Source organism: Pseudomonas silesiensis (assembly GCF_001661075.1).
Taxonomy (GTDB): domain Bacteria; phylum Pseudomonadota; class Gammaproteobacteria; order Pseudomonadales; family Pseudomonadaceae; genus Aquipseudomonas; species Aquipseudomonas silesiensis.
Window position 1 is genome coordinate 1,561,665 of record NZ_CP014870.1, and the last position, 24,142, is coordinate 1,585,806.

Below are 24,142 nucleotides of genomic sequence, written 5' to 3' on the forward strand. Positions count from 1 at the left end.
CTCACACTAATGCGTTACGTTTTGCCATCTCGATGAGCTCAACCAGAGATTTGGCCTTGAGTTTTTGCATGAGTCGTTTTTTATAAGTGCTGACCGTCTTGTTGCTCAAAAACATGCCTTTGGCAATGTCCTTGTTGGTGCGGCCCTGGGCAAAAAGTTGCATGACCATCAGTTCGCGATCGTTGACGGCCTTGAACAACTCCAGTTCGGCAAAGTGCACATCATCGCCACGAACAGGATTCAGGGCCTGGCTCGGATAATAGTTGTAACCTGATAATACCGCTTTGATGGCGCTGACCAGTTCACTCAACTCTTCCTGTTTGCATACATAGCCGGCTGCGCCGGACTGCATGCAGCGAATACCGAAAAGTTTCGGGCATTGGGCGGTGAGTACCAGTGTCTTTATCGGCGTACACATTTGGTTGAAACGAGCGAGAACTTCCAGTCCGTCCAGTTTGGGAATACTGATATCGAGAATGACCAGGTCAGGCATGCATTCGCGAACCATCTGCATGGCATCGACCCCGTTATCTGTTTCGCCGACGACATTGTAACCTTCATGTTCGAGCAGCATTCGGACGGCAAGACGGATGACGGGGTGATCGTCGACGATAAAAACGGAGTTCATAATCAAATCCCATACGAGCGCGAATAAAGCGCGCACCTTAGCTCAGATAGTTGAGGCGACGCATGAGCTGACGGACCTGCTGCAGCAATATAGGAAGATTCCTACAAGTGAAAAAGATTAGGACTACGTATCAACTGGATTTTTTGTGAAGATGGTGTCAGCGGCATGCGTTTAGACGAGGTGTTTGAACTGCTGTTTTTGAAGTTTCAAATTGTGTTCCAGTAGGGTTTTTAGTATCTGGGTTTCAACGTTGTTTATAGTGAGGTCAAGGTCAACAGATTTAAAAATTCTGATTGTTTCAATGGCTTGGCCAGACAACCCAATAAGGGCAATCGATGTTCGTTGGCCAAATGTTTTAATTCGTCCAGTTCAACGGGTGTCAGGCTGCTTAGAAGTATGGCTTGCCTGATCATCCCCCGGTGGCTGGCGTACTCGATCAGCTCGAGGCCGGGAAGATCGGGCAAGCATTGATCGCACAACAGGATATCGAAGGGTCGCGCCGCCCTGAACATATGTTGTATCGCGCCTTCGGCACTGGCGGCGGGGGTCAATTGAGTGAAGCCGTAACTCTCGAGCAGGCACTGGGTCGCCCTGAGCTGAAAAGGGTGATCTTCTACCAGCAGGATGCGCAGATTGTCTTCGAACATGGAATTACTCACGCTTCATCTGTCGAGCACAGTGGAGTGTGATTATTGAGTGAGAATCCCGGATAGACGATCAGAACACTTACCACGAGCTGTAGGGGGATTCAGCGAGCGTTGAATGTACTTGGATTTTCAAGCGCTGATCGGCCATTTCGGGCGTCGAAATGGCCGATCGGCTCGCGTCAATGGTTGGAGCGACCGGTCATTTCCAGTGCCATGTCGCTGGCATAGCTGTCGGTCATGCCCGCGATGAAATCGATCATGCGCAGAAACGAGGTGTGCAAGGGACCGCAAGGATCGGGCGCATTGTTACCCAACAGATCGAGGATGCGCCGGCTCTTGAAGGAAGGCGTGCGTCCGTTGTGCTGTTCCAGCGCCGCGCCGCAGAAGGCGTTGAGCAGGATTTCCAGCGTGGTGTAGGCGCCGATTTCGTGCAGGGTCTTGCGCTTGTCCTGGAAGATCTTTTTGCGCGCCATGTCCTTCGCATTCAACACGCATCGCTTGGCGGGGCCATGCATGTGCTCCACCAGATCGCCGGGCAGCAGGCCCGCCAGCAACGCGTCCTGTTGCTCGACAAAGGCGCGGGCCGCGGCATTGGTCAGGTGTTCGATGGCTTTGCCCCGCAGGATCGCCAGTTTGCGCCGGCGCGAATCCTGCGGACCGAGCTGGCGATAGGTTTCAGGCAAATCGTCACCCACCAGGTCCAGCAGCAGCGATTCGACTTCGGCATACTCCAGCAACTCCATCTCCAGGCCGTCTTCCAGGTCAATGAGCGCGTAGCAGATGTCGTCGGCAGCCTCCATCAGGTACACCAGTGGATGACGCGCCCAGCGCTGTTCCTCGAGTTGCGGCAGGCCGAGTTTTTGGGCGATCTGCTCCAGCAGCGGCAATTCACTCTGGTAGCAGCCGAACTTGTGCTTCTTGTAGCCCAGTGAGTCCGCGTGTTTTGCCGTCCATGGATACTTCAGATACGTCCCCAGGGTGGCGTAGGTCAGCCGGGTGCCGCCGTCGAACTGGTGATATTCCAGCTGCGTGAGTACCCGGAAGCCTTGGGCGTTGCCTTCGAAATTGAGGAAATCATCGCGTTCGACTTCGCTCATGGCATCCAGCCAGCCACGGCCGGCTGCTTGCTGGAACCAGTGCCTGATGGCGTCTTCGCCGGAGTGGCCGAAGGGCGGGTTGCCGATGTCATGGGCCAGGCAGGCCGATTGCACGACCATCCCCAGGTCACTGGGGTCGCACCAGTCGGGCAGGGCACTGCGGATGGTTTCACCGACGCGCATGCCCAGCGAGCGGCCGACGCAACTGACTTCCAGCGAATGGGTCAGGCGCGTATGGATGTGATCGTTACTGGTGACGGGATGAACCTGTGTCTTGCGCCCGAGGCGGCGAAACGCTCCCGAAAAAATGATGCGGTCATGGTCTTTGTGAAAAGGGCTGCGGCCGAGTTCTTCCGGGCTGTGCAGAGGCTTTCCGAGGCGTTCGCGAGTAAGCAAAGTTTGCCAATCCAAGGCTCGTTCTCTCCGTCAGGTGACTGAATCCCTAAGCTTCCGGGTTCGCGCCATGGCCTGCAAGGGAAAAACACCCACAGGCTCGCCGGGATGAACCCCCCGCTAAAGAGGGTCATCCCGGTGCCGTGGCAAGCATGCAGCCAGCCAGCCATGGCCTAAGGGTTGCGCGAGGAACCTTGCATGACCAGCTTGATCAGCGGACCCAGTGTGGTCCCCAATCGAACCAGGCGGGTCAGGCTGCTGGTGCCGCCACTCCTGGCGCCCTTGCCGGTCAGAAAGCCCAGCAACGTCACGGCCGCCATGCCCCAGAGCGGGGCGTGTTTGATGCCGAAACCACCCTGCAGATTTTGCGTCATCCCGCGCACACGCTGCAGGGGTTGCAGCAGTTGCGCGGATTCGTGGCGGATTTCCTGGCGATGCATTTCCATGCGCAGGCGGATCAAGGCCTTGCGCATTTCCGTACGCGAGTTGTTATGAGGCAATGCAGGCAGGCTCATGGCAGCAGGCGCTCCCGATCATTGGCCAATTCTTCCAGCGTGCCGTGAAAGGGCGAGGATTCATCGAAAATCGCCGCTCTCAAGCGCATCCCGCAGAAGATGGCCGCGAGGGTATAAAACACGCAAAGCCCGATGATGGCCGGCAGGCGATAGGTGTCCCAAAACAGGATCAACACCAGCGTCGACAAGCCCACCAGCAACAGCAAGGCAAACACCAGCGCCAGGCCGGCAAACAGCAACAGGCTGACGGTGCGGGCCTTTTGCTCCTGCAACTCAATGCCGAACAGTTCGACATGGCTGTGCAGCAGTCCAAGAAAAGCGGCACCGAGGCGTCGCGGTGAGGAGCTTGGGCCCGTCGCGGACGAGCCGGATTCGCCGATCGCCATAATCAGCGCCGAGTGGCCAGCAGGCCAATCAGGAAGCCCACGCCCGCCGCTATCCCGACCGATTGCCATGGGTTGGCCTGAACATAGTCTTCAGTGGCGGTAACGGCGGCCTTGCCGCGCTCGCGCAGGGAGTCTTCGGTCAGTTTCAAGGTTTCCCGGGCACGCAGCAGGCTGTCATGGATTTGCGAGCGCAATTCATCGGCCTGATCCCCGGCCAGCGTCGCCGTGTGTTCCAGCAACCGCTCGGTGTCGCTGACCAGTGTTTGAAAGTCATTCATCAGAACTTCTTGAGCAGTCTTTGCCTTGATACTGGCCATTGTGGATCTCCGTAGGTGGCGTCTGTTGCGTTCGAGTATGAGCCTTGGGTGAAGGTTCAGTACAAATGACTGGTACAACTTTTGCTACGTCGTGGTGCGTCCGCCTGCGCCGTCGCGCTGTTGTCGGGCATGATTTGAGCGAAACCTTATCTCAAATAAACAAAACTCGCGCAAAGGTTCCAACCTTGTGCGCCAAAGTGGCTCATCGGATCCCTGTAATGATCCGAAAAGGTTACAACTTGGTGCATGAATTCTCTTTGCGAACTGCTTTGGTGCTTTTTTAGCCTTCAGGTCTGCCAATCCCATGGAAAATCTGCAAAGCGCTGTGGACACTCTGATCCATAGCTCCAACACGTTGTTCATTCTCGGCGGCGCGGTCATGGTGCTGGCCATGCACGCCGGTTTTGCCTTCCTGGAAGTAGGCACGGTCCGGCAAAAGAATCAGGTCAACGCCCTGGCGAAAATCCTCAGCGACTTCGCGATTTCGACCCTGGCCTATTTCTTTATAGGCTATTGGATTGCCTATGGGGTCAGCTTCATGCAACCGGCCGCGGTGATCAACGCCGATCACGGCTACGGGTTGGTGAAGTTTTTCTTTCTGCTGACGTTCGCCGCGGCGATCCCGGCGATCATTTCCGGCGGGATCGCCGAGCGAGCCCGGTTTGTCCCGCAGTTGTGCGCGACGGCCTTGATCGTGGCGTTCATCTATCCGTTTTTCGAAGGCATGATCTGGAACGGCAACTTTGGCGTGCAAGCCTGGTTGCTGGAACGCTTTGGCGCCAGCTTCCATGATTTCGCAGGCTCGGTGGTGGTCCACGCCATGGGTGGCTGGCTGGCACTGGCGGCGGTGTTGTTGCTCGGGCCACGGGATGGGCGGTATCGCGACGGAAAACTGGTCGCGTTCGCACCCTCGAGCATTCCTTTCCTGGCATTGGGTTCGTGGATCCTGATCGTCGGCTGGTTCGGTTTCAACGTGATGAGTGCGCAAACCCTGCAAGGTCTCAGTGGACTGGTGGCGGTGAATTCGCTGATGGCCATGGTCGGTGGCACCGTGGCCGCGCTGATCGTCGGGCGTAATGACCCGGGCTTTCTGCATAACGGCCCGTTGGCAGGGTTGGTGGCAATCTGCGCCGGCTCCGATCTGATGCATCCGGTGGGGGCGCTGGTGACCGGTGTCGTTGCCGGTGCGCTGTTTGTCGGGTGCTTTACCGCCGCCCAAGTCAAATGGAAGATCGACGATGTCCTGGGGGTGTGGCCGTTGCATGGCCTGTGCGGCGTCTGGGGTGGAATCGCCTGCGGCATTTTCGGCCAGGTCACATTGGGTGGTCTGGGCGGGGTCAGCCTGATCAGCCAATTGATCGGTACTGCGCTGGGGGTGGTGGTGGCGCTGGTCGGTGGCTTTGCCGTGTATGGCGTGATCAAGGCGTTCCATGGCCTGCGTCTGAGTCAGGAAGAAGAGTATTACGGCGCGGACTTGTCGGTGCACAAGATCGGCGCGGTCAGCCAGGACTGAGTCAATGCTCTTCATCGTCTGCTGCGCCGGGATAAATACCGTGCAACAGGCGATAGCGGTCGTGCCGGATCTGGTCGGCGCGCTCCTGCACCTGATGGGCGGGTAACCCCACCATGATCAGTGCGTGGGAGACGAGCATCAGGCTTGACTCCAGCAGTTCCGGCACCACTTCGCTGGCGCCGGAGGCCTTCAGCTCGGCCAGTTGGCTGTCGTCGCGCGTGCGCACCAGAATCGGCACGGACGCATTGAGTCGCCGCGCTTCCTTGAGGATCAGTAAGGCGATGTCAGTCTGGTCCACGGCGATCACCAGCAGCCTGGCGCGCTCCAGCCCTATCGCGACCAGCATTTCACCGCGGCGCGAGTCGCCATAATGCACGCAGGTTTCATCCACGGCGGCTTCCTGGACACGCACCGGGTCAGTGTCCAGGGCGATATAGGGTTGCTGCGCATTGCGCAGTGCGCGTCCGATTGACTGGCCGACACGACCATAGCCACAGATCACTACATGCTGATGCAGGTCGGCGTTGAGTGCGCTGATTTCCTCGAGTTTCGCTTCTTCGTTGGGCTTGCGGTGCAGGTAGATTGCGATGCGGGGCGCTGCACGCAACAGCAAGGGCGTCAGCAGCATCGAGCAGAAAGTGGCGGCAAGCAGCAGGCCGCCAAAATCGGCGGGCATCAGTTTGTTCTGCTGCATCTGCGCCATCAGCGCAAAGCAGAACTCTCCGCCCTGGGCCAATGCCAGGCCGCTGCGCCAGGCGGTTTCACCATCGCTGCCACGCCATTTGACCAGGAGCGCAACCACGCTGCCCTTGAGCAGCAACAGCCCAAGGGTCAGGCCGAATATCAGCAGGCCGTGGCTGGCGAACAACTGCAGGTCGATGAGCATGCCGATGCTGACAAAGAACACACCGAGCAGAATGTCGCGAAACGGACGGATGTCGGCTTCGATCTGGTGCCGGTAGTGGCTTTCCCCCAACAGCATGCCGGCCAGGAATGCACCCAGGGCCGGGGAGAGGCCGAGCAGGTGGGTCAACCAGGCCGTCAGCAGCACGATGACCAGCGCCAGCAGCACGAACAACTCGGCGGAGCGGGCTGCCGCTACTTCATGGAACAGCCGTGGCAGGATCCAGCGACTGACCAGCAGCAGGCCGACGAACAACACCCCTGTCTTGCCCAGTGTCAGTGGCAGCGCCCAGTACCAGGCCTGATCGCTGCTGCCGGCGAACACCGGCACCATCGTCAGCAGCAACACCGCCACCACGTCCTGGAACAGCAGCACGGCGATTGCATTCTGGCCGTGGCTGCTGAAAATTTCGCCGAGACTGCTCAGCTCCTTGCTGACGATGGCGGTGGAGGACAACGACAAGCCGGCACCGAGCAACAACGCCGGTGTGGTCGACACGCCGAGCAACATCAGCAATCCCCCAAGCAGTATGGCGGTGCCCAACACCTGCAGGCTGCCGAGGCCAAATACCACTTGACGCAACGCGAGCATCTTCGTCAGGGAAAACTCCAACCCCAAGGAGAACAGCAGGAACACCACCCCCAGTTCGGCGAGGTCCGGCAAGTCTTCGCTTTCATTGACCCAGTCGAATGCGGTCGGCCCGATCATCAGCCCCACGCACAGGTAGCCCAGCACCGGCGGCAAGCGCAGGCGCTGGAACAGTGCAATCACCACCAGGGAGGCGGCGAAGATGATCAACAGGTTGGCGAACACACAAAACTCCGACAATGGGTCTGGCTACTCAAGCGTAGAAGCAAAAAAGCCGCGAGCATCGCGCAAGTGTCATTCTGCACAGATGATTTGAGTCAGCGGTTTGCCGACATTTCCTGACATTCACCGTTGCTCGAACTCGTGGTTCATTGGCTCGACGGCTTTTGATCACCGGCCTAGAATGAACCCCTACTTTGTCGGGTCTTGTCGTCATGCCTCCTGAATGTCAGCTGTTCGGCACCGTTGGGTGCCATCTGTGTGAAGTGGCCGAAGCCATGCTGATGGAATTTGTCGAGCGCGGCCTGCTGGTGGAACTGGTGGATATCGTTAAAGACGAAACCTGGTACGAAGCCTACAGCCTGCGTATTCCGGTGTTACGACGGGTGGATACCGGCGCGGAGCTGGGCTGGCCGTTCAGTGCCGATCAGGTGGTGGCGTTCTTGCGTTGAGCGGACGCTATCGGCGACGGCCCACCCGTCGCCGTTCGTTTCTTCCATTGGCGAAAAGCAGGTTAATCGGCTACTGTATGTGCATACAGCTATTCCGGTTGCCTGCCACGCGCCCCTTCTGCGAGATTGGGCAGGCGATCCCCGAAGTGAGAGGGATGAACTTGGTCAATGTCGAACAATTGAAGAACAGCGTGAACCGGATGTCGGCGGACGTGGTGCGCGAGGCCGTCATCGAATTGCGTCTGGATGGCCTGGTCACCGAAGGAAAAACCCCCTTCAACAAACTGCATTTCAACACCTGCTTCGCCGAAATCGAAGCCTTGTTCCAGCGCGCTGGCTATCACAGGCAGCTGGATGTCGTGGGTTATCAGGGGTTGTTGTATGCCCTGTATGATCCGGGTCGCTGGGAGGCGGTCGACGTATTGCGCTGGCTCAAGGAGTTCACCGACGCGGCAGCGCAGACCCGGTCCATTCCGGCTTGAGGACACTAGGTTCTATCCGGCTGCTGTCGGATAATGCCGCCTTGTATCGAGGGTCGGAACGTTCGTATGTCCATTTCATCTTTTACTGCAGCACACACCCAGGCCAGCACGCTCTACCTGCCGCCGGGGTCGTGGCAGACCGTGCTCGATTGCCTGTGTGAACACTTCAGCGCCATTGGCCGTGAACAATGGCTGGACAGGATCGCCCGTGGGCGGGTCCTCGACGGGCATGGCGCACCGATTGCCCTTGATCTGGCGTACAAGGAAGGTCTGCGGATCCACTATTTTCGAGAGGTGCCGGACGAAAAGCCGATCCCTGTGGTCGAGTCGATCCTGTACGCCGACGATCATCTGGTGGTGGCGGACAAACCGCATTTCCTGCCAGTGACCCCGGCCGGCGAATATGTGGAACAGACCCTGCTGCGACGGTTGATTCGCCGCCTGGATAACCCGCACCTGGTGCCCTTGCACCGCATCGACCGGCACACGGCGGGGCTGGTGCTGTTTTCAGCCAACCCTGGGAGCCGGTCGGCGTATCAGTCGTTGTTTCCCGCACGGCAGATCGAAAAGCGCTACGAGGCGATTGCCAAAGCATTGCCTGACCTGTGCTTTCCATTGGTGCACAAGAGCCGGCTCATCGATGGCGAGCCTTTCTTCCGCATGCAGGAAGGTCCGGGCCCCAGCAATACCGAGACGGCCGTCGAGGTTCGGGAGAAGAATGGGGATCTGTGGCGGTATGCGCTGTACCCGGTGACGGGCAAGAAGCATCAATTGCGCGTGCACATGACCGCCCTGGGCGCGAGCATCTGCAACGATCCGTTCTATCCTCAGGTGCTCAAGGGCGTCGTGGATGATTATGCCAATCCCTTGAAGCTGCTCGCCCAGGGACTGCGGTTTGTCGATCCGGTGAGCGGGCAGGAAAGAACCTTCGAAAGCGCGATCACGCTGCAGTGGTAAGCAGCGCTTCTTGGGAACGAAAAGTGTCCACGAAAAAGCCCGCATAAAGCGGGCTTTTTAGTATCCGGTCGTCACCGCAAGGATTACAACTCCTTGACGGTACGCACCTGGTCCTTGTTCACGCGGTTATGCTTGCCATCCAGTTGTTCGAATTCGTAGAAACCTGATTCGTCATCGTATTTAGGTGCGTCGACGGCCTGTATTTCGCGACCGTCATTCAAGGTGATCACTGTCGGCGAGGCGCAACCGGCAAGGGTGGCGAGGCCCAGTGCGAGCATGAAAGTGGCAACGGTCCGTTGAGTCATGGGTGTGTCTCCGAATTTTGAATTCTTTTGGTTACTGAGCTTGAGACGTATGCAACGAGTGCAAGTTCCGTCGGTGGTGTCAGTCTGACACAGTGTTGTGAGTACTTAACAGTTCAGGGGTATTGAGGTTGGCCAGGCGAGGGTCATGGTCGGGGCATTGAAGGGCCTGGGCTCCCAGCTTGCGCATGAGGCGGCCCGGGCTGCGTTCACCGTCGTGCCAGGCACTTTCAAAAGCGCTGGAGAGTGCCACGGGGATGATGCACAGCAAGGGCTCCCAATGTTCGCCCTGGCGCAGCATCAAAGGCTTGTCCGGATGCTGACTGGCGGTTTCGCGCATGCCCTGGAGCAACGCGGCGTCAATGCGGGGGACGTCACAAGGCAATATCATCAGCTGCGCATGCCTGGCAGCCTTCAGGCCAGCGCGGATACCGGCCAAAGGCCCCGGGAAGTCCCCTTCGTCATCATGGACCAGCCGGTCGGCGTAGGGTGCGTACTGTTGCGGATTCCTGTTGCAGGAGATGATCAGATCATCGGTCAATGCTCGGGTCTTGCGATGCAGATGAGCAATCAGTGGTTCACCCTGCCATTGCAGCAACCCTTTATCCTGACCGCCCATGCGTTGGCCACGGCCACCTGCCAGGAGCAGAATGGAGCAGGGCGGCAAATCCATAGTCGAGGTCATGGCAGGTCTCCATGGGGGCGGCGAAAAAATGAAGCGCTGTGATATAACACCGGGCTGTTTCTCCTACAACTGGACGAGCCTATGAAAGCCAAGGCTGATGTACCTTTTGCACCGCTCAACATCGCGGTGTTGACGGTCAGCGACACCCGTACCCTGGAAACCGACACGTCAGGCCAGGTCTTCGTCGACCGCCTGATTGCCGCCGGCCACAACCTGGCGGCCCGGGTATTGCTCAAAGATGACCTTTACAAAATTCGTGCGCAAGTCGCCAACTGGATTGCCGACGATGTCGTGCAGGTCGTGCTGATCACCGGTGGCACTGGTTTTACCGGGCGCGACAGCACCCCTGAAGCCGTGAGCTGCCTGCTGGACAAGCAGGTCGACGGCTTTGGTGAGCTGTTCCGGCAGATATCGGTGGCCGATATCGGCACCTCGACCGTGCAGTCCCGGGCCCTGGCCGGTCTGGCCAATGGCACGCTGGTCTGCTGCTTGCCCGGTTCGACCAATGCCGTGCGTACCGGTTGGGACGGCATTCTCGCCGAACAACTGGATGCGCGGCATCGCCCGTGCAATTTCGTGCCTCATCTGAAACAGGCGGCACCCTGTGAATCCCGCGGGTAAGCCGGGCAAGACCGGCAGCCTGATGGCGGTCGAGGTGGCCCTGGCCCGCTTGCTCGAAATGGCCGAAGCCGCACCGATTCGCGAGCGTGAACGCTTGCCGTTGGCGCAGGTAGAGGGCCGGGTATTGGCCGCTGACCTGGTGTCGACGCTTGACCTGCCACCGTGGCCCAACAGTGCCATGGACGGTTATGCCTTGCGCGTGTCCGACTGGACGGGAGAACCGTTGCCGGTCAGTCAGAAGATTTTCGCAGGCAAGGCTCCGGATCCCTTGGAGCCAGGCACTTGTGCACGAATCTTTACCGGAGCGCCGGTTCCCGCCGGGGCCGATTGCGTCGAGATGCAGGAAAACGCCGAGGTCCAGGCAGATGAACGCGTGCGTTTCATCGAATCCATGTCCCCGGGACAAAACATCCGTCCGCAAGGCCAGGAAACCACGGTCGGTGAACTGATTCTGCCTGCTGGCACACGCCTGGGGCCGATCGAGCAGGGGTTGGCGGCCTCGTTGGGTTGCGCAGAGCTGGAGGTGATTCGCAAGGTTCGCGTTGCGGTGTTGTCTACGGGGGATGAGTTGCTTGAGCCGGGTCAGGCGCTGGGGCCGGGACAGATCTACAACAGCAATCGGGTATTGCTGTGCAGCTGGTTGCAACGCCTGGGTTGTGAAGTGATTGATGCCGGTATTCTTGTTGACGATCTGGCGACCACTCGCGCCCGCCTGGGTGAGTTGAAAGATGTCGACCTGATCCTATCGACAGGCGGCGTCTCGGTCGGTGAAGCCGATTTTCTCGGGATCGCCTTGCGGGAAGAGGGCGAGCTGACCTTGTGGAAGCTGGCCATCAAGCCGGGCAAACCGTTGACTTTCGGGCATTTTCGCGGCGTCCCGGTGATCGGTTTGCCCGGCAACCCGGCGTCGACCCTGGTGACCTTTGCCCTGTTGGCAAGACCCTATCTGATGCGCCGTATGGGCGTGAAGGACGTCGAGCCCCTGAAGTTTCAGGTTCCGGCAGGGTTTGACTGGCCGAAAGCCGGCAATCGGCGCGAGTACTTGCGCGGGCGGCTGGAGAAGGGGCGGGCGATTATCTACAGGAATCAGAGTTCCGGGGTGCTGCGTAGTGCCGCCTGGGCGGATGGTCTGGTTGAAGTGCTGGAAGATCGCACGCTGGTCGAGGGCGACTGGGTCGGCTTTATCCCGTTGAGTGAAGTCCTGGGCTGAGATCCGCGCGCGGCCGACCCGGCATCCATGCCGGGTTGCCCCCTGCGTCCGCCGCCCTTTTTCGGGTTGACCTCAACCCCGGCGGATTTTGCGTTCATGGCCAATCCTTATCGACCCAGAAGCAGTGTCACGAGCTGGTCGAAACGGCTATTGCCGATCCACACCAGAAGCCCCAGGACCACGGCTGTTCCGCCAGCCGAATAAACCAGCCGGTGCTTGATGGATTGGACGTTGTCACGCACTTCATCCATGTCTCTACGAATGTTTTGGAGGTGCTTCTCCAATTCGGTGACGCGAGGGTCGATGGCAACCCCTGCGGTGGGCGCTGCGCTGTTTTTTAATTCAGCCTGTTGATGGGCACGTTTTTCTGCGAGTGGTGTGACCGGAATGAGCGGTGACCTGAGGTCATGATTTTTCATGGGCACGTCCCTGTTTGTTTCTGCTGATGACTGATAATTGCAGTCGCCACGTTGTACCAATCACGGCAGCCTGGTCAATTGAGCCGATTCCTAACGTTTTGTAAGAAAATTCCTTGTTGCAGGGCGCAAGACGGCTCAATTTGAATTAATTCAATTCCCATCGACTTTTCTGAAGGGCAGTGAGGTCATATCTCCCGTACGGAATTCAATTTCTTGGGAGTGAGCACAATGAGCGAACGCAGGGCGCTATTGATTCTGCATGGCAAGCAGGCGCTCAACGAGTCGGTTCGCGCCGCCGTCGAGGGCAAGCGCCAACAGGGTTGGGAACTGGCCGTTCGACTGACCTGGGAAGCCGGGGACGCGCAACGACTGGTGGAAGAGGCATTGGCGGCAGGCTATGGGCAAATCATCGCCGGCGGCGGTGATGGCACCTTGCGTGATATCGCCGAGGCCATGGCTGCACATCCGACGCAGGCCAGCCTGGTATTGATGCCCCTGGGGACGGCCAATGATTTTGCCCGGGCCGCCGGTGTGCCACTGGAGCCTGATCAGGCACTGGATCTTTTGGACACGGCACCGAGCGCCATCGATCTGGGCGAAGTGGGCGGACAGGTATTTTTGAATATGGCCACGGGTGGCTTTGGCAGCCAGGTGACGGCCAATACCTCGGAGGATCTGAAAAAAATTCTCGGCGGGGCGGCTTATCTATTCACCGGTTTATCTCGCTTCAGTGAGTTGCATGCGGCCTACGGCGAGTTGCAGGGCCCTGATTTCCAATGGAGTGGCGAGCTCCTGGCATTGGGTATCGGCAATGGCCGGCAGGCTGGAGGTGGGCATGTGTTGTGCCCGGATGCACTGGCCGACGATGGCCTGCTGGATATCAGCATCCTGCCTGCGCCGCAGGAACTGGTGGGCACCTTGAAAACCCTGTTGGCTGACGGTTTCGGTATCGACAACATGTTTGTGCGCGCCCGATTGCCCTGGGTCGAGATCAAGGTCGCGGAAGGTCTTTATATCAACCTCGATGGCGAACCGCTGGAAGGCGACAGTCTGCGGTTCTCTGCCCGGGCGGCGGCACTGCGGGTGCACCTGCCGGAAAACTCGCCGCTGCTCGGCGGTACTCGAACGACTGAGGTCCAATAAGGTTTGACGTAACAAGCAGCGATGCCTGGTCGTGGTGTTCTACCTGGGGGTCAAGGTCCGAGAGGAACAGCCGATAACTTCCTTTAGTGAATTCATCGGAACAAACCCAGGAGTCCTTGATGGCCGGCATTCTCGACACGGTAGACCAACGCACGCAACTGGTGGGTGAGAATCGCCTGGAAATTCTCATGTTTCGACTGGCCGGACGGCAATTGTTCGCGATCAACGTGTTCAAGGTTCAGGAAGTGCTGCAACTGCCCAAACTGACCTTGATGCCCCAGCGCCACCCGTTTGTCTGCGGCGTGATCAATCTGCGTGGCCAGACCCTGCCGGTGATCGACCTGTCCCAGGCCATCGGTATGCGTGCGCTGGTGCCAAGCCCTGCCAGTACCATCATCGTCACCGAGTACAACCGTTCGGTGCAGGCGTTCCTGGTCGGGGGCGTGGACCGCATCGTCAACATGAACTGGGAAGCCATCCTGCCACCGCCGACCAGCGCTGGTCGCCAGCACTACCTGACCGCTATCAGCAAGGTCGACGACCAATTGGTGGAAATCATCGACGTCGAAAAAGTCCTCGCCGAAATTGTTCCGTACAACGCCAAGGTGTCCCGGGAAAAGCTCGACGATCCGGTGCTGGAACACGCCCGGGGTCGTGAAGTGCTGCTGGTGGATGACTCCAACGTGGCGATCTCGCAGTTGCGCGACACCCTGGGGCAACTGGGCGTGAAGATGCATGTGGCCAGCGACGGCCTGAAGGCGTTGAACCTGCTCAAGGGCTGGGCCGATACCGGCGTGAACATGACCGACAAGTTGCTGATGGTCTTCACCGATGCGGAAATGCCGGAAATGGACGGTTACCGCCTGACCACTGAAATCCGTAACGACCCGCGCCTGCGTGGCCTTTATGTGGTGCTGCACACCTCCTTGTCCGGCAGCTTCAACGACTCGATGGTCAAGAAGGTCGGCTGCGATAACTTCCTCTCCAAATTCCAGCCGGACAAACTGGTCGACGTGGTGCGCCAGCGCCTGATGCTCGACCAGGTCCTTGCTGGATAGCCTTTCAAAGGCTATCGGCGATCAATATGTGGGAGCGGGCTTGCTCGCGAAGGCGGTGGATCAGTCGATATTGATGTCGACTGACACTCCGCTTTCGCGAGCAAGCCCGCTCCCACATGTTGACCGCGTCCGATTCTCAGCCTTTGATTCGCCGATCAAGGTCGTATAGGGTGGCGTTTTTCACCCTCCAGGGAGCTGGCCATGCTGCGTTTGAGCGCGCTTTATCGTTATCCGTTGAAATCCGGCAAGGGTGAGATCCTGCAGCAGGCCGGCCTGGACAAGCTTGGGCTGGAGGGGGATCGACGCTGGATGTTGGTGGACGAGGCCAGCGGGCGGTTCCTGAGCCAGCGCGTAGTGGGGCAGATGAGTCAGCTGTCGGCGTTGTGGAACGCCCAAGGCGGCTTGACCCTTGGGGCGCCGGGCCGCTCACCGATTGATATCGCCTTGCCTGGCAATGACGCTGAACTGCGGGGCGTCACCATCTTTCGCGACAGTTTGCGGGTGCCCGATGCCGGTGATGAGGCAGGGGCCTGGGTCAGTGAATTCATTGGCAAGCCGACTCGCCTGGTGCAAATACCGCTCGAGCGCGCGCGGATCACCCAGGCGGGCTACGGCAAGGATGACGATCGGGTGGCTTTCGCCGACGGCTTTCCGCTGTTGCTGATCGGGCAGGCGTCCCTTGAGGATCTCTCGCAAAAAGTCGGGCAAGAGCTGGAGATGCTGCGTTTTCGTCCGAATCTGGTGATCGAGGGCACGCACGCCTACGCCGAAGATAGCTGGAAGCGTATCCGTATCGGCGATGTCGAGTTTCGCGTGGTCAAGCCTTGTTCGCGCTGCATCCTGACCACCGTCGACCCGCAAACCGGCCTACGCAGCGATGATCGTGAACCTCTGGCGACTTTGCAGAAATACCGGGCCCAGGAAGAGGGCGCCATGTTCGGCCAGAATCTGGTCAATGATGGCAATGGCCAGCTCGAAGTCGGCATGCCGGTGACGATCCTGGAATAATCGCGACAATTAAAAATGCCCGTGTCCTGGGACACGGGCATTTTTTTGCGCCAGGAAACCCTGGGGTTTAGCCGCGGTATTCGCACAGGTAAGCGGTGTCGACAGCCACTTTCAACTGGAACTTGCTGTTGGCGGGTACGTTGAACTGGCTGCCCGCGGCGAAGGTTTCCCAATCGCTGCTGTCGGGCAGTTTGACGGTCAGGGCGCCGGTCACCACATGCATGATTTCACGCTGGCTGGTGCCGAACTCATATTCGCCCGGCGCCATGACGCCGATGGTCGCCGGACCTTCTGCGGTGCCAAAGGCGATCGACTTGACGGTGCCGTCGAAGTACTCGTTGACTTTAAACATGGGCGATTCCTCGAAAAAGGGCTGAAAAAGGCTGGCCAGTATGCACAAGGCCCTTGGCGCCGTCACGCTCTAGGCGGGGAAAACCAAGGGTAGAAGGCGTGCAGTATTGCGCGCATCCTCCAGCGCCCGGTGTTGCTGCCCGATGAATTGCATGCCCGCCAGTTGCAGGGCGCCGTTGAGCCCCAGGGGGCGTTCCAGCCGACGGGCCTTGGCAAAGCGCTGCTTGAGGTTCATGTGTGGCACCCGGCTCAGGATGCTGTCGAGTTGCAGGTGCTGCCATTCCTGCACCAGTTGTTTGCGGTCGTAGTCGCCCCAGCTGGCCCAGCCTTCCAGCCGCGCCTGATGCTGGTCGAGCCAGCGTTCGAACGACGGCCAGACTTCGCCGAGCGGCTCGGCCCCATCGACGTTGGCCTGGGTGATGTGGGTCAATTCCCGGCAGAACGGTGTCAGCAAGGGCCGCCGCAGTGGCCGCACGAAGCGCTGGAATGAATCCAGTTCTCGCCCCTTGCGATCCACCAGCGTGGCACCGATTTCAATGATTTCCATTTCCGTTACTGGCCAGCCACCCTCATCGGTGGTGGCCTCCAGATCAATGACCAGCCAGTGAGGCATCGCAGGGTTCCTAGTATCCGCGTCCTGATAGCGCTTGAGCGTAGCCAAACCTGGCGGATCCGCCTAGCGGCTTATTCGACCTCCAACAATATCTGACGATTTTTCACCTGGTCGCCGACCCTGACCTGCAAGCGTTTGAGCACGCCGTCGATGCCTGACTTGAGGGGATGCTCCATTTTCATGGCCTCCAGCACCACCAACAACTGACCTTTACTGACCGGGCTGCCTTCAGCGACCAGCACATCGACGATCGCACCGTCCATCGGTGCCTTGAGCGTGCCGGAGCTGACGCTGACGCTGGCCTGACTGCCGGCCAGGGCCTGGGTTCGATCCACCAGTCGCAGGCTGCCGGGCCGGGTGAACAGCCAGAGTTGTGCGGGTTCGAGACGATAGGCATGACGTTGGCGGATGCCATCGATTTCCAGGGTGGCCCAGCGTCCGTCGCACTGCACAACCTTCAAGTCGAGGGTCCGGGTGGCGACTTGAATCCGGTAGGGTTCGCCAGGCACTGCGTGCAATTGCACCGGCCAATGCTGGTCTTCCAGGCCGATGCGATAGTGCAACGGCACACTGGCATTGTTGCGCCAACCGGCCAGGGGCGCGTGGTGAGCCTGCGCCGATGCCTGATAAAGCAGGGCGGCTGCGATCGCCAGTTCTTCAGCTGAGGGTACCGGGGAACGCAGGCAGTCATGGTCGGCAAAATACCTGGGGATGAAGCCGGTATCGAACTCGCCGCTGACGAACCGGGGGTGTTGCAGCAAGCTGGCGAGCAGGCGCTGATTGCTCTGTACGCCCAGCAACACGCTGTCCTGCACGGCGCGCAACAACTTGCGCCGGGCTTCTTCGCGGGTGGCGCCGTGGGCGATGAGCTTGCCCAGCAGCGGGTCGTAGAAGGCGCTGATGCCCTGGCCTTCGATCAGGCCATGGTCGATCCGCACGCCGTCCTGCAAGGCGGGCTCCCAGGTTGCGATGCGCCCGGTCTGGGGCAGAAACCCCTGGGCCGGGTCTTCGGCATACAGGCGCACTTCCATGGCATGGCCGTTGAGTTGCAGTTGCTCCTGACGCAGCGGCAGTGGCATCCCTGCGGCAACCTGCAGCTGCCAGGCCACCAAGTCTAGGCCGGTGATCAATTCGGTCACCGGGTTTTCCACCTGCAACCGGGTGTTCATCTCCAGAAAGTAAAACTGTCCATTGGCATCCAGCAGGAATTCCACGGTGCCAGCGCCGACATAACTCACCGCGCGCCCCGCCTTGAGCGCTGCCTCACCCATGGCCTGGCGCAGTTCGGTGGTCATCACCGGGCAGGGCGCTTCTTCGATGACTTTCTGATGGCGACGCTGGATCGAACAGTCGCGCTCGCCAAGGTAGATCAGGTTGCCGTGCCGGTCGCCGAATAGCTGAACCTCGACGTGCCGGGGATCGATCAACGCCTGTTCGAGGATCAGCTCGTCACTGCCAAACCCGTGCAGCGCTTCGGAGCGTGCGCTGCGGATCTGCTCCAGCAGATCAGCGGCGTCCTGGACCAGGCGCATGCCGCGCCCGCCACCGCCGGCACTGGCCTTGATCATCAGCGGGTAACCAATGCGCCCGGCTTCGCGACTCAGGGTCGCATCATCCTGTTCGGCGCCCTGATAGCCTTTTATGCAGGGCACGCCGGCCTTGAGCATGGCGAGTTTCGACAGGCGTTTGCTGCCCATCAACTCGATCGCGTCGGGGCTGGGGCCGATGAAGGTGATGCCGGCGTGCTGGCAGGCGAGGGCGAAACCGGCGTTTTCCGAGAGGAAACCGTAGCCGGGGTGGATCGCGTCGGCTCCGGTGCGGCGGGCGGCGTCGATGATTGCCGGGATGTTCAGGTAAGACTGCTGTACCGGTGCCGGGCCGATGTTCACCGCTTCGTCGGCCATCTGCACGTGCAGGGCATCGGCGTCGGCTTCGCTGAAAACGGCGACGGTGCGATAGCCCAGGGTTTGGGCGGTGCGCTGGATGCGGCAGGCGATTTCACCGCGGTTGGCGATGAGGATTTTGCTGAATCCGGGCATGGTCTGGTCCCTTGGTTTTGCGGTGGTTTTGCGGTGATTTTGAGGGCCTCTTCGCGGGCAAGCCTCGCTCCTACAGGGCCCATCCCGGCTTGCGCTTTTGCACAAAAGCCTGGGTCCCCTCGACCCCTTCAGCCCCGGTCACCGCGTCGCTGAACCACCCGGCCGCTTCATCGAGCAACGCATCCGCCGGCTGCCCCGCACTCGCCAGCAACAGCTGCTTGGTCCGCGCATTAGCCTCCGGTGCGCAGCACAACACATGGGCCAACACCTCCTCGAGCCGTTCGGCGAGAGCTTGCGCGTCATGTTCGACAAAATGCACCAGGCCGATCCGCTTGGCCTGGGTGCCATCGAAGCGCGCCGCCGTCAGGGCGAGCCGACGAGCCTGGGTCAGGCCGATGCGCTGGACCACGAACGGCGCGATCTGCGCGGGCAGCAAACCGAGACTGGTTTCCGGCAGGCCGAATTGCGCCTGATGATCGGCCAGGGCGACGTCGCTGACGCAGGCCAGGCCCAAGCCACCGCCGAGCACCGCGCCTTGCAGCACCGTGATGACCACTTGTGGCGCGTGCTGCACGGCTTGCAGCAGCGTGCCGAACGCACGGTTCAATTCTCGGCAGGCGGTGGGGCCTTGAACGTGGGCGTGGGCCATGTCCTTGATGTCGCCGCCGGCACAGAAATGTCCGCCGGCACCGCCGATGACCAGCGCACGCACCGTCCGGTCTTCGTGTACCGCTGTCAGCACCGCGCGCAGTTCGCCGACCATCTGCAGGCTCATGGCGTTACGGCTGTCGGGGCGGTTGAGGGTGATGTGCAGGACGCCGTTGTGCAGTTCCAGCAGCAGGGTCTGGCAAACCGGCAAGGTGCTCATTGTTTTTTCCCCGGCAGGATGCCCATGAGTTTGCAGATGATCCCCAGCATGATCTCGTCGGCCCCGCCGCCGATCGACACCAGCCGCACATCGCGGTAGGCCCGGGCCACCGGGTTGTCCCACATGAAGCCCATGCCGCCCCAGTATTGCAAGCAACTGTCGCTGACTTCGCGGCCCAGGCGACCGGCCTTGAGTTTGGCCATCGACGCCAGGCGGGTGACGTCCTGGCCTTTGATGTATTGCTCGGTGGCCTGATAGACCAAGGCTCGCAGGCATTCGATTTCGGTTTGCAGCTCGGCCAGGCGGAAGTGAATCACCTGGTTGTCGATCAGTGCGTTGCCGAAGGTCTTGCGCTCCTTGCAGTACTCGATGGTGCTGTCGATGCAGTATTCCAGACCCTTGATCATGTTGGCCGCGCCGAACAGGCGTTCTTCCTGGAACTGCAGCATCTGCATCATGAAGCCCGCGCCTTCGTGGCCGATGCGGTTGCGTTGCGGTACGCGCACGTTGTCGAAAAACACCTGGGCGGTTTCCGAACTGCGCATGCCGAGCTTGTCCAGGTTCGAACCGAGGCTGATCCCGGGGCTGTTCATCGGCACCATGATCAGCGATTTGTTGAGGTGCGGTTTGTCGTCCGAGGTGTTGGCCAGCAGGCACATGAAATCGGCGCTCGGCGAATTGGTGATCCACATCTTGGCGCCATTGATCACGTAGTCATCGCCGTCCTTGCGGGCGCTGGTTTTCAATCCCGCCACGTCGGAACCGGCGCCGACTTCGGAGACGCCGATGCAGCCGACCTGCTCGCCGGTGATCGCCGGGCGGAGGAATTCTTCGCGCAGTTCATCGGAACCGAAACGCGCCAGCGCCGGGGTGCACATGTCGGTCTGCACCCCGATGGACATCGGGATGCCGCCGCAATGAATAGTGCCGAACGCTTCGGCGGCGACGATCGAGTAGCTGTAGTCGAGCCCCATGCCACCGAATTTTTCCGGCTTGGAGATCCCCAGCAAGCCGAGCTCGCCAGCCTTGCGGAAAACCTCGTGGATGGGAAAGCGCCCGGCCCTTTCCCATTCCTCGACGTGAGGGTTGATCTCGTGGTCGACGAATTGGCGGACGGTGCGGCGCAGTGCTTCGTGTTCCTGGGTGAAGATCATTTTTTATTGTTCTCCTCTGATCGCCCTTAGAAGCGGGCTACGCCAAAACTGTTGGCTTGCAGTGATCGCACTTCGGCTTCATGACAAATATCCAGCAAGTACCCGAGCAACGTCCGGGTATCCCGCGGATCGATCAACCCGTCGTCCCACAGACTGGCACTGCCATACAGCGCGGTCGACTGGCTGTCGAGCTTTTGCGCGGTGACCTTCTCCAGCATGTCGAGCATTGTCGGATCGGGCACCAACCCGTCCTTGAGCTGTTTGGCTTCGGTGACGATCCGCAACACTTTGCCGGCCTGGGCGCCACCCATGACCGCGGTGCGGCTGTTGGGCCAGGCAAAGATGAAGCGCGGGTCGAGGCCGCGGCCGCACATCGCGTAATTGCCGGCGCCATAGGAGCCGCCGACGACAATGGTCAGTTTCGGCACCCGGGCATTGGCCACCGCCTGGATCATCTTGGCGCCGTGCTTGATCACGCCTTGTTGTTCCGCTTCGGTGCCGACCATGAACCCGGTGGTGTTGTGGAAAAACAGCAACGGCGCCTGGCTCTGGTCGCAGAGCTGGATGAACTGCGCCGCCTTGCTCGCACCCTTGGGGGTGATCGGGCCGTTGTTGCCGATGAAGCCACAGGCGCGGCCCTGGATCTGCAGATGACCGCAGACGGTTTGCTGATCGAACTCGCCCTTGAATTCGAGGAAGTTCGAACCGTCGGCAACCCGTGCGATGATTTCACGCACGTCGTAAGGTTTTTTCGGATCGTCCGGGATCAGCCCCAACAGTTCATCGATGGGGTAGAGCGGTTCTTCCCAGTGTCGCGCCACCGTTGAAGGCAGCCGGGAATTCCAGGGCAACAACCGGACGATCTCCCGCACCTGGCGCACGCCATCGGCATCGTTCTCGGCCAGGTATTCAGCGGTGCCGGCGATTTGCGCGTGCATCCGGGCGCCACCCAGTTCTTCATCCGTGGCGATTTCGCCGGTGGCCGCCTTGAGCAGCGGCGGGCCAGCCAGAAACAGCTTGGCCTTGCCGCGCACCACCACGACGTAATCCGACAGCCCCGGTTGATACGCCCCGCCAGCGGTCGCCGAACCGTGAACCACGGTGATCTGTGGCAGGCCCATGGCCGACATCCGCGCCTGGTTGGCAAAGCTGCGCGCGCCCTCGACGAAAATCTCCGCCGCGTAATTGAGGTTGGCGCCGCCGCTTTCGGCAAGTGTGATCACCGGCAGTTTGTTTTCCATGGCGATCTGTTGCAGGCGCAGGGATTTTTTCAGACCGCTGGGGGAAATGGTCCCCCCCTTGATCGCACTGTTGTTCGCCACCACCAGCACCCGCACCCCGGACACATAACCGATCCCGGCGATCAGGCCGCCACCGGCCGAGCTGCCATCCTTGTCGTCGTGCAACTTGTAGCCGGCCAGGCTCGCCAGTTCGAGGAAGGGGGCACCGGGGTCGAGCAGCAGGTTGAGGCGTTCGCGGGGCAGCAGTTGGCCGCGCTTCTCGAACCTGGCTTTGGCCTGGGCGGCTTTATCCAGCAGGTTCTGTTCGAGCTGGCGGACGTGCTCGATGCCCACCAGCATCGCCGCACGATTGCGGGCGAACGGGGCGCTGCAGGGGTCCACTTGCGACTGGATCACCGGCATGGCTTGTTCCTTGTTCTTGAGCACATCGGGCCGCGCTTGCGGATCAGTTGGCTGACCGGATTGTGTTGGCCGGCAAACACATCGGTTTTGAAGATCGAATCGTGGGCCACGGCGGCTGTCCTCTAGTTGACCTGGTCGGCGATGTGCTGCGGCACCGGAATCTGGATGTCCAGCAGTTGTTGGGCAAAAGCCTTGCCTTGCGGATCGATGCGCAGGCTGGCCACACCGCCTCCACCCAGAGCATTTTCCAGCAGAAAGTTAAGGCTGTGGGTGGCGGGCAGGTACCAGCGCTCGACTCGCCCATGGACCGGGTCGAGGACATGGCTCATCCAGTCGACGATCACTTCCGGGGTCAAGGCTTCGGCGATCCATGGCAGGTAGTCGGGGTCGCGCGCCATGACCCCGATATTGCTGTGATTGCCCTTGTCGCCGGAGCGCGCCACCGCGAGCTTGATCAGGGGGACGCTGGCGTCGGCCAGGCCGGTGGGTTTGGGCGGGTCCAGGGGGATGGGCAAATTCGCGGTGTCGAGTCTGTCGACGGCGGGCAGGGCACACGGATGGCGCTGGCCGGCGAGGTCGATCTGCAGGGGACAGGCGCTTTTGTCGATGAGGAACGAGAACAGCCGGATCAGCGGATACACGGTCGGTCGCCCGCCGACGATCCCGGTCAGCCCCGGCGCCATGCCGGTGGCGGCCTGGGCGATTTCCCGGGAGAACAGGGTCAGTGCCTGTTTGTCCGGATGGCGTACGGCGAGCTTGATCACCACTTCGCGGCTGTCCTGGCGCTGGCCATGGGGACCATAGGTGGCCTCGCTGCCCAGCAGTTCGATGTTGACCTCAGTGTAAGGTGCCCAGCCGCGCTGGCTGAACATTTGCGCGGTCTTGTCGATGATCGCTGCGCTGACCCGGCGCGCCTTGTCGACCGCATCGATCCCGGCGATCAGGCAACTGGCGGTGCAACGGAAACCGTCCGGGTAAGTCGCGCTGACCTTGTACTGACCGGTCGGTGGCAAGCCCTTGGCGCCGTGCACCTGAACCGCGTTCTTGCCTTGTTGCACCAGTTTGACCTGAGTGAAATCACAGACCACGTCTGGCAGCAGATAAGCCTGCGGGTCGCCGATTTCATACAGCAATTGCTCACCGACGGTCAGTGGCGTGACCAGGCCGCCGGAGCCTTCGGGTTTGCTGACGATGAACTGGCTGTCGGCGCTGACTTCAACGATGGGAAAGCCGATATGTTCGTAGTTGGGCACATCGCGCCAATCGGTGAAGTTGCCACCGGTGCACTGGGCGCCGCATTCGATGAGGTGGCCAGCCAGCGCCGCCTGGGCGAGTTTGTCGTAGTCGTGCCAGGACCAGCCGAATTCGTGCACCAGCGCGGCACTGACCACGGCGCTGTCGACTACGCGCCCGGTAATCACGATGTCCGCGCCCAGGCGCAGCGCCTCGACTATGCCCGGCGCGCCGAGGTAGGCGTTGGTCGAGACGAACATCGGTGGCAGGGGGGCGCCGCTGAACATTTCCTGCAGGCCAAGGCCGCTCAGCTGTTTGAACTGCGGTTGCAGGTCGTCACCCAGCAGCACGGCGATTTTCAGCGCCACCCCGGCCTGGTCGCAGGCTGCCTGCAGGGCAGCGGCGCAAGCGTGTGGGTTGACCCCGCCGGCATTGCTGATGACGCGAATGTTCTGTTCGGCGAGCTGAGCGAGCAGCGGGCTGAGGATTTCGATGAAGTCGCTGGCGTAACCGGCCCGGGGGTCTTTCATCCGTGCGCCGGCCATGATCGACATCGTGACCTCGGCCAGGTAGTCGAACACCAGATAGTCCAGGCGCCCCCCTGTCACCAGTTGCGCGGCGGCGGTGGAGGTGTCGCCCCAGAAGGCGCTGGCGCAACCGATGCGAAGTGTTTTGGAGCCCGTCAACGCCATAGCCA

Annotated in this window: 26 protein-coding genes; 9 read left to right on the forward strand and 17 right to left on the reverse strand. The window is 60.5% G+C overall.

Annotated features, from left to right (window positions below):
- Position 1: 1 nt before the first annotated feature.
- The 6 genes from PMA3_RS07115 to PMA3_RS07140 form a co-directional block, all read right to left on the reverse strand.
- Positions 2–628 (reverse strand): response regulator transcription factor, encoded by a 627-nt coding sequence (locus PMA3_RS07115; RefSeq protein ID WP_064676495.1) that lies wholly within the window; start codon positions 626–628, stop codon positions 2–4.
- A 254-nt stretch (positions 629–882) separates the two neighbouring features.
- Positions 883–1,275 carry a response regulator gene (locus PMA3_RS07120; protein WP_064676496.1) on the reverse strand — a complete coding sequence of 131 codons (393 nt, stop codon included), beginning with the start codon at positions 1,273–1,275 and terminating at the stop codon, positions 883–885.
- Between the two features lie 179 nt (positions 1,276–1,454).
- A complete protein-coding gene (locus tag PMA3_RS07125) occupies positions 1,455–2,783 on the reverse strand; it encodes a deoxyguanosinetriphosphate triphosphohydrolase (RefSeq protein ID WP_064676497.1) in 1,329 nt (442 codons plus the stop codon).
- Positions 2,784–2,938: 155 nt separating this feature from the next.
- Positions 2,939–3,280 (reverse strand): hypothetical protein, encoded by a 342-nt coding sequence (locus tag PMA3_RS07130; protein WP_064676498.1) that lies wholly within the window; start codon positions 3,278–3,280, stop codon positions 2,939–2,941.
- On the reverse strand, positions 3,277–3,666 hold the full coding sequence (locus tag PMA3_RS07135; RefSeq protein WP_064676499.1) for a phage holin family protein: 390 nt from the start codon (positions 3,664–3,666) through the stop codon (positions 3,277–3,279). The genes PMA3_RS07130 and PMA3_RS07135 overlap by 4 nt, the downstream gene beginning before the upstream one ends.
- A gap of 2 nt (positions 3,667–3,668) precedes the next feature.
- Complete coding sequence (locus tag PMA3_RS07140) at positions 3,669–3,983, reverse strand: ElaB/YgaM/YqjD family protein (protein ID WP_064676500.1); 315 nt, start codon at positions 3,981–3,983, stop codon at positions 3,669–3,671.
- Between the two features lie 304 nt (positions 3,984–4,287).
- On the opposite strand from PMA3_RS07140, the gene PMA3_RS07145 reads away from it, so the two are divergent.
- Entirely contained in the window at positions 4,288–5,496 is a 1,209-nt protein-coding gene (locus tag PMA3_RS07145) for an ammonium transporter (protein WP_064676501.1), read from the forward strand.
- Position 5,497: 1 nt separating this feature from the next.
- Here PMA3_RS07145 and PMA3_RS07150 read toward each other — a convergent pair whose 3' ends face one another.
- Positions 5,498–7,213 carry a cation:proton antiporter gene (locus PMA3_RS07150; RefSeq protein WP_064676502.1) on the reverse strand — a complete coding sequence of 572 codons (1,716 nt, stop codon included), beginning with the start codon at positions 7,211–7,213 and terminating at the stop codon, positions 5,498–5,500.
- A 209-nt stretch (positions 7,214–7,422) separates the two neighbouring features.
- Here PMA3_RS07150 and PMA3_RS07155 point away from each other — a divergent pair, with 209 nt between their 5' ends.
- From PMA3_RS07155 to PMA3_RS07165, 3 genes are all read left to right on the forward strand, one after another.
- Positions 7,423–7,659 (forward strand): glutaredoxin family protein, encoded by a 237-nt coding sequence (locus PMA3_RS07155; RefSeq protein ID WP_064676503.1) that lies wholly within the window; start codon positions 7,423–7,425, stop codon positions 7,657–7,659.
- 161 nt (positions 7,660–7,820) lie between these two features.
- Positions 7,821–8,141: a hypothetical protein gene (locus tag PMA3_RS07160; protein ID WP_064680629.1), complete on the forward strand. Its 321-nt coding sequence runs from the start codon at positions 7,821–7,823 to the stop codon at positions 8,139–8,141.
- Positions 8,142–8,207: 66 nt separating this feature from the next.
- The gene (locus tag PMA3_RS07165; RefSeq protein ID WP_064676504.1) at positions 8,208–9,098 is read left to right on the forward strand and encodes a pseudouridine synthase; all 891 of its coding nucleotides are present in this window, start codon (positions 8,208–8,210) and stop codon (positions 9,096–9,098) included.
- Positions 9,099–9,181: 83 nt separating this feature from the next.
- Here the strand turns inward: PMA3_RS07165 and PMA3_RS07170 are convergent, their stop codons facing one another.
- Entirely contained in the window at positions 9,182–9,403 is a 222-nt protein-coding gene (locus tag PMA3_RS07170) for a YgdI/YgdR family lipoprotein (protein WP_064676505.1), read from the reverse strand.
- A 79-nt stretch (positions 9,404–9,482) separates the two neighbouring features.
- Positions 9,483–10,085: a molybdenum cofactor guanylyltransferase MobA gene (gene mobA / locus PMA3_RS07175; protein ID WP_064676506.1), complete on the reverse strand. Its 603-nt coding sequence runs from the start codon at positions 10,083–10,085 to the stop codon at positions 9,483–9,485.
- Positions 10,086–10,166: 81 nt separating this feature from the next.
- Here mobA and moaB point away from each other — a divergent pair, with 81 nt between their 5' ends.
- Positions 10,167–10,706 carry a molybdenum cofactor biosynthesis protein B gene (gene moaB, locus PMA3_RS07180; protein ID WP_064676507.1) on the forward strand — a complete coding sequence of 180 codons (540 nt, stop codon included), beginning with the start codon at positions 10,167–10,169 and terminating at the stop codon, positions 10,704–10,706.
- Positions 10,690–11,916 carry a molybdopterin molybdotransferase MoeA gene (locus PMA3_RS07185; protein ID WP_064676508.1) on the forward strand — a complete coding sequence of 409 codons (1,227 nt, stop codon included), beginning with the start codon at positions 10,690–10,692 and terminating at the stop codon, positions 11,914–11,916. Before moaB ends, PMA3_RS07185 begins: the two co-directional genes overlap by 17 nt.
- A 107-nt stretch (positions 11,917–12,023) precedes the next feature.
- Here the strand turns inward: PMA3_RS07185 and PMA3_RS07190 are convergent, their stop codons facing one another.
- Entirely contained in the window at positions 12,024–12,335 is a 312-nt protein-coding gene (locus PMA3_RS07190) for a hypothetical protein (protein ID WP_064676509.1), read from the reverse strand.
- Positions 12,336–12,563: 228 nt separating this feature from the next.
- Here PMA3_RS07190 and yegS point away from each other — a divergent pair, with 228 nt between their 5' ends.
- From yegS to PMA3_RS07205, 3 genes are all read left to right on the forward strand, one after another.
- Entirely contained in the window at positions 12,564–13,478 is a 915-nt protein-coding gene (gene yegS / locus PMA3_RS07195; RefSeq protein ID WP_064676510.1) for a lipid kinase YegS, read from the forward strand.
- Between the two features lie 119 nt (positions 13,479–13,597).
- Positions 13,598–14,536 (forward strand): chemotaxis protein CheV, encoded by a 939-nt coding sequence (locus tag PMA3_RS07200; protein WP_064676511.1) that lies wholly within the window; start codon positions 13,598–13,600, stop codon positions 14,534–14,536.
- A gap of 201 nt (positions 14,537–14,737) precedes the next feature.
- The gene (locus tag PMA3_RS07205; RefSeq protein ID WP_064676512.1) at positions 14,738–15,544 is read left to right on the forward strand and encodes an MOSC domain-containing protein; all 807 of its coding nucleotides are present in this window, start codon (positions 14,738–14,740) and stop codon (positions 15,542–15,544) included.
- Positions 15,545–15,611: 67 nt separating this feature from the next.
- Here PMA3_RS07205 and ppnP read toward each other — a convergent pair whose 3' ends face one another.
- The 7 genes from ppnP to PMA3_RS07240 all read right to left on the reverse strand — a co-directional run bounded on the left by ppnP (position 15,612) and on the right by PMA3_RS07240 (position 24,137).
- Positions 15,612–15,896, reverse strand: a complete 285-nt coding sequence (ppnP, locus tag PMA3_RS07210) for a pyrimidine/purine nucleoside phosphorylase (protein ID WP_054614024.1) — start codon at positions 15,894–15,896, stop codon at positions 15,612–15,614.
- Between the two features lie 69 nt (positions 15,897–15,965).
- Positions 15,966–16,508, reverse strand: coding sequence for a 3'-5' exonuclease (locus PMA3_RS07215; RefSeq protein WP_064676513.1), 543 nt, complete (start codon positions 16,506–16,508; stop codon positions 15,966–15,968).
- Between the two features lie 71 nt (positions 16,509–16,579).
- Complete coding sequence (locus PMA3_RS07220; RefSeq protein WP_064676514.1) at positions 16,580–18,547, reverse strand: acetyl/propionyl/methylcrotonyl-CoA carboxylase subunit alpha; 1,968 nt, start codon at positions 18,545–18,547, stop codon at positions 16,580–16,582.
- A 70-nt stretch (positions 18,548–18,617) separates the two neighbouring features.
- Positions 18,618–19,415: an enoyl-CoA hydratase/isomerase family protein gene (locus PMA3_RS07225; protein ID WP_064676515.1), complete on the reverse strand. Its 798-nt coding sequence runs from the start codon at positions 19,413–19,415 to the stop codon at positions 18,618–18,620.
- Positions 19,412–20,569: a citronellyl-CoA dehydrogenase gene (gene atuD, locus PMA3_RS07230; RefSeq protein ID WP_064676516.1), complete on the reverse strand. Its 1,158-nt coding sequence runs from the start codon at positions 20,567–20,569 to the stop codon at positions 19,412–19,414. Before atuD ends, PMA3_RS07225 begins: the two co-directional genes overlap by 4 nt.
- Positions 20,570–20,595: 26 nt before the next feature.
- Positions 20,596–22,212, reverse strand: coding sequence for a geranyl-CoA carboxylase subunit beta (atuC, locus tag PMA3_RS07235; protein WP_064676517.1), 1,617 nt, complete (start codon positions 22,210–22,212; stop codon positions 20,596–20,598).
- 122 nt (positions 22,213–22,334) lie between these two features.
- The gene (locus PMA3_RS07240; RefSeq protein ID WP_064676518.1) at positions 22,335–24,137 is read right to left on the reverse strand and encodes an acyclic terpene utilization AtuA family protein; all 1,803 of its coding nucleotides are present in this window, start codon (positions 24,135–24,137) and stop codon (positions 22,335–22,337) included.
- Positions 24,138–24,142 lie beyond the last annotated feature (5 nt).

What these genes read in the sequence shown, in the direction of transcription:
- PMA3_RS07135 (WP_064676499.1), bottom strand. Translation starts at nt 3,666, where the DNA reads ATGGCGATCGGCGAATCCGGCTCGTCCGCGACGGGCCCAAGCTCCTCA.
- PMA3_RS07130 (WP_064676498.1), bottom strand. Translation starts at nt 3,280, where the DNA reads ATGAGCCTGCCTGCATTGCCTCATAACAACTCGCGTACGGAAATGCGC.
- moaB (WP_064676507.1), top strand. Translation starts at nt 10,167, where the DNA reads ATGAAAGCCAAGGCTGATGTACCTTTTGCACCGCTCAACATCGCGGTG.
- PMA3_RS07205 (WP_064676512.1), top strand. Translation starts at nt 14,738, where the DNA reads ATGCTGCGTTTGAGCGCGCTTTATCGTTATCCGTTGAAATCCGGCAAG.
- PMA3_RS07115 (WP_064676495.1), bottom strand. Translation starts at nt 628, where the DNA reads ATGAACTCCGTTTTTATCGTCGACGATCACCCCGTCATCCGTCTTGCC.
- PMA3_RS07225 (WP_064676515.1), bottom strand. Translation starts at nt 19,415, where the DNA reads ATGAGCACCTTGCCGGTTTGCCAGACCCTGCTGCTGGAACTGCACAAC.
- atuD (WP_064676516.1), bottom strand. Translation starts at nt 20,569, where the DNA reads ATGATCTTCACCCAGGAACACGAAGCACTGCGCCGCACCGTCCGCCAA.
- PMA3_RS07120 (WP_064676496.1), bottom strand. Translation starts at nt 1,275, where the DNA reads ATGTTCGAAGACAATCTGCGCATCCTGCTGGTAGAAGATCACCCTTTT.
- PMA3_RS07240 (WP_064676518.1), bottom strand. Translation starts at nt 24,137, where the DNA reads ATGGCGTTGACGGGCTCCAAAACACTTCGCATCGGTTGCGCCAGCGCC.
- PMA3_RS07215 (WP_064676513.1), bottom strand. Translation starts at nt 16,508, where the DNA reads ATGCCTCACTGGCTGGTCATTGATCTGGAGGCCACCACCGATGAGGGT.
- mobA (WP_064676506.1), bottom strand. Translation starts at nt 10,085, where the DNA reads ATGACCTCGACTATGGATTTGCCGCCCTGCTCCATTCTGCTCCTGGCA.
- PMA3_RS07165 (WP_064676504.1), top strand. Translation starts at nt 8,208, where the DNA reads ATGTCCATTTCATCTTTTACTGCAGCACACACCCAGGCCAGCACGCTC.
- PMA3_RS07145 (WP_064676501.1), top strand. Translation starts at nt 4,288, where the DNA reads ATGGAAAATCTGCAAAGCGCTGTGGACACTCTGATCCATAGCTCCAAC.
- PMA3_RS07190 (WP_064676509.1), bottom strand. Translation starts at nt 12,335, where the DNA reads ATGAAAAATCATGACCTCAGGTCACCGCTCATTCCGGTCACACCACTC.
- PMA3_RS07200 (WP_064676511.1), top strand. Translation starts at nt 13,598, where the DNA reads ATGGCCGGCATTCTCGACACGGTAGACCAACGCACGCAACTGGTGGGT.
- PMA3_RS07155 (WP_064676503.1), top strand. Translation starts at nt 7,423, where the DNA reads ATGCCTCCTGAATGTCAGCTGTTCGGCACCGTTGGGTGCCATCTGTGT.
- yegS (WP_064676510.1), top strand. Translation starts at nt 12,564, where the DNA reads ATGAGCGAACGCAGGGCGCTATTGATTCTGCATGGCAAGCAGGCGCTC.
- PMA3_RS07220 (WP_064676514.1), bottom strand. Translation starts at nt 18,547, where the DNA reads ATGCCCGGATTCAGCAAAATCCTCATCGCCAACCGCGGTGAAATCGCC.
- PMA3_RS07170 (WP_064676505.1), bottom strand. Translation starts at nt 9,403, where the DNA reads ATGACTCAACGGACCGTTGCCACTTTCATGCTCGCACTGGGCCTCGCC.
- PMA3_RS07140 (WP_064676500.1), bottom strand. Translation starts at nt 3,983, where the DNA reads ATGGCCAGTATCAAGGCAAAGACTGCTCAAGAAGTTCTGATGAATGAC.
- atuC (WP_064676517.1), bottom strand. Translation starts at nt 22,212, where the DNA reads ATGCCGGTGATCCAGTCGCAAGTGGACCCCTGCAGCGCCCCGTTCGCC.
- ppnP (WP_054614024.1), bottom strand. Translation starts at nt 15,896, where the DNA reads ATGTTTAAAGTCAACGAGTACTTCGACGGCACCGTCAAGTCGATCGCC.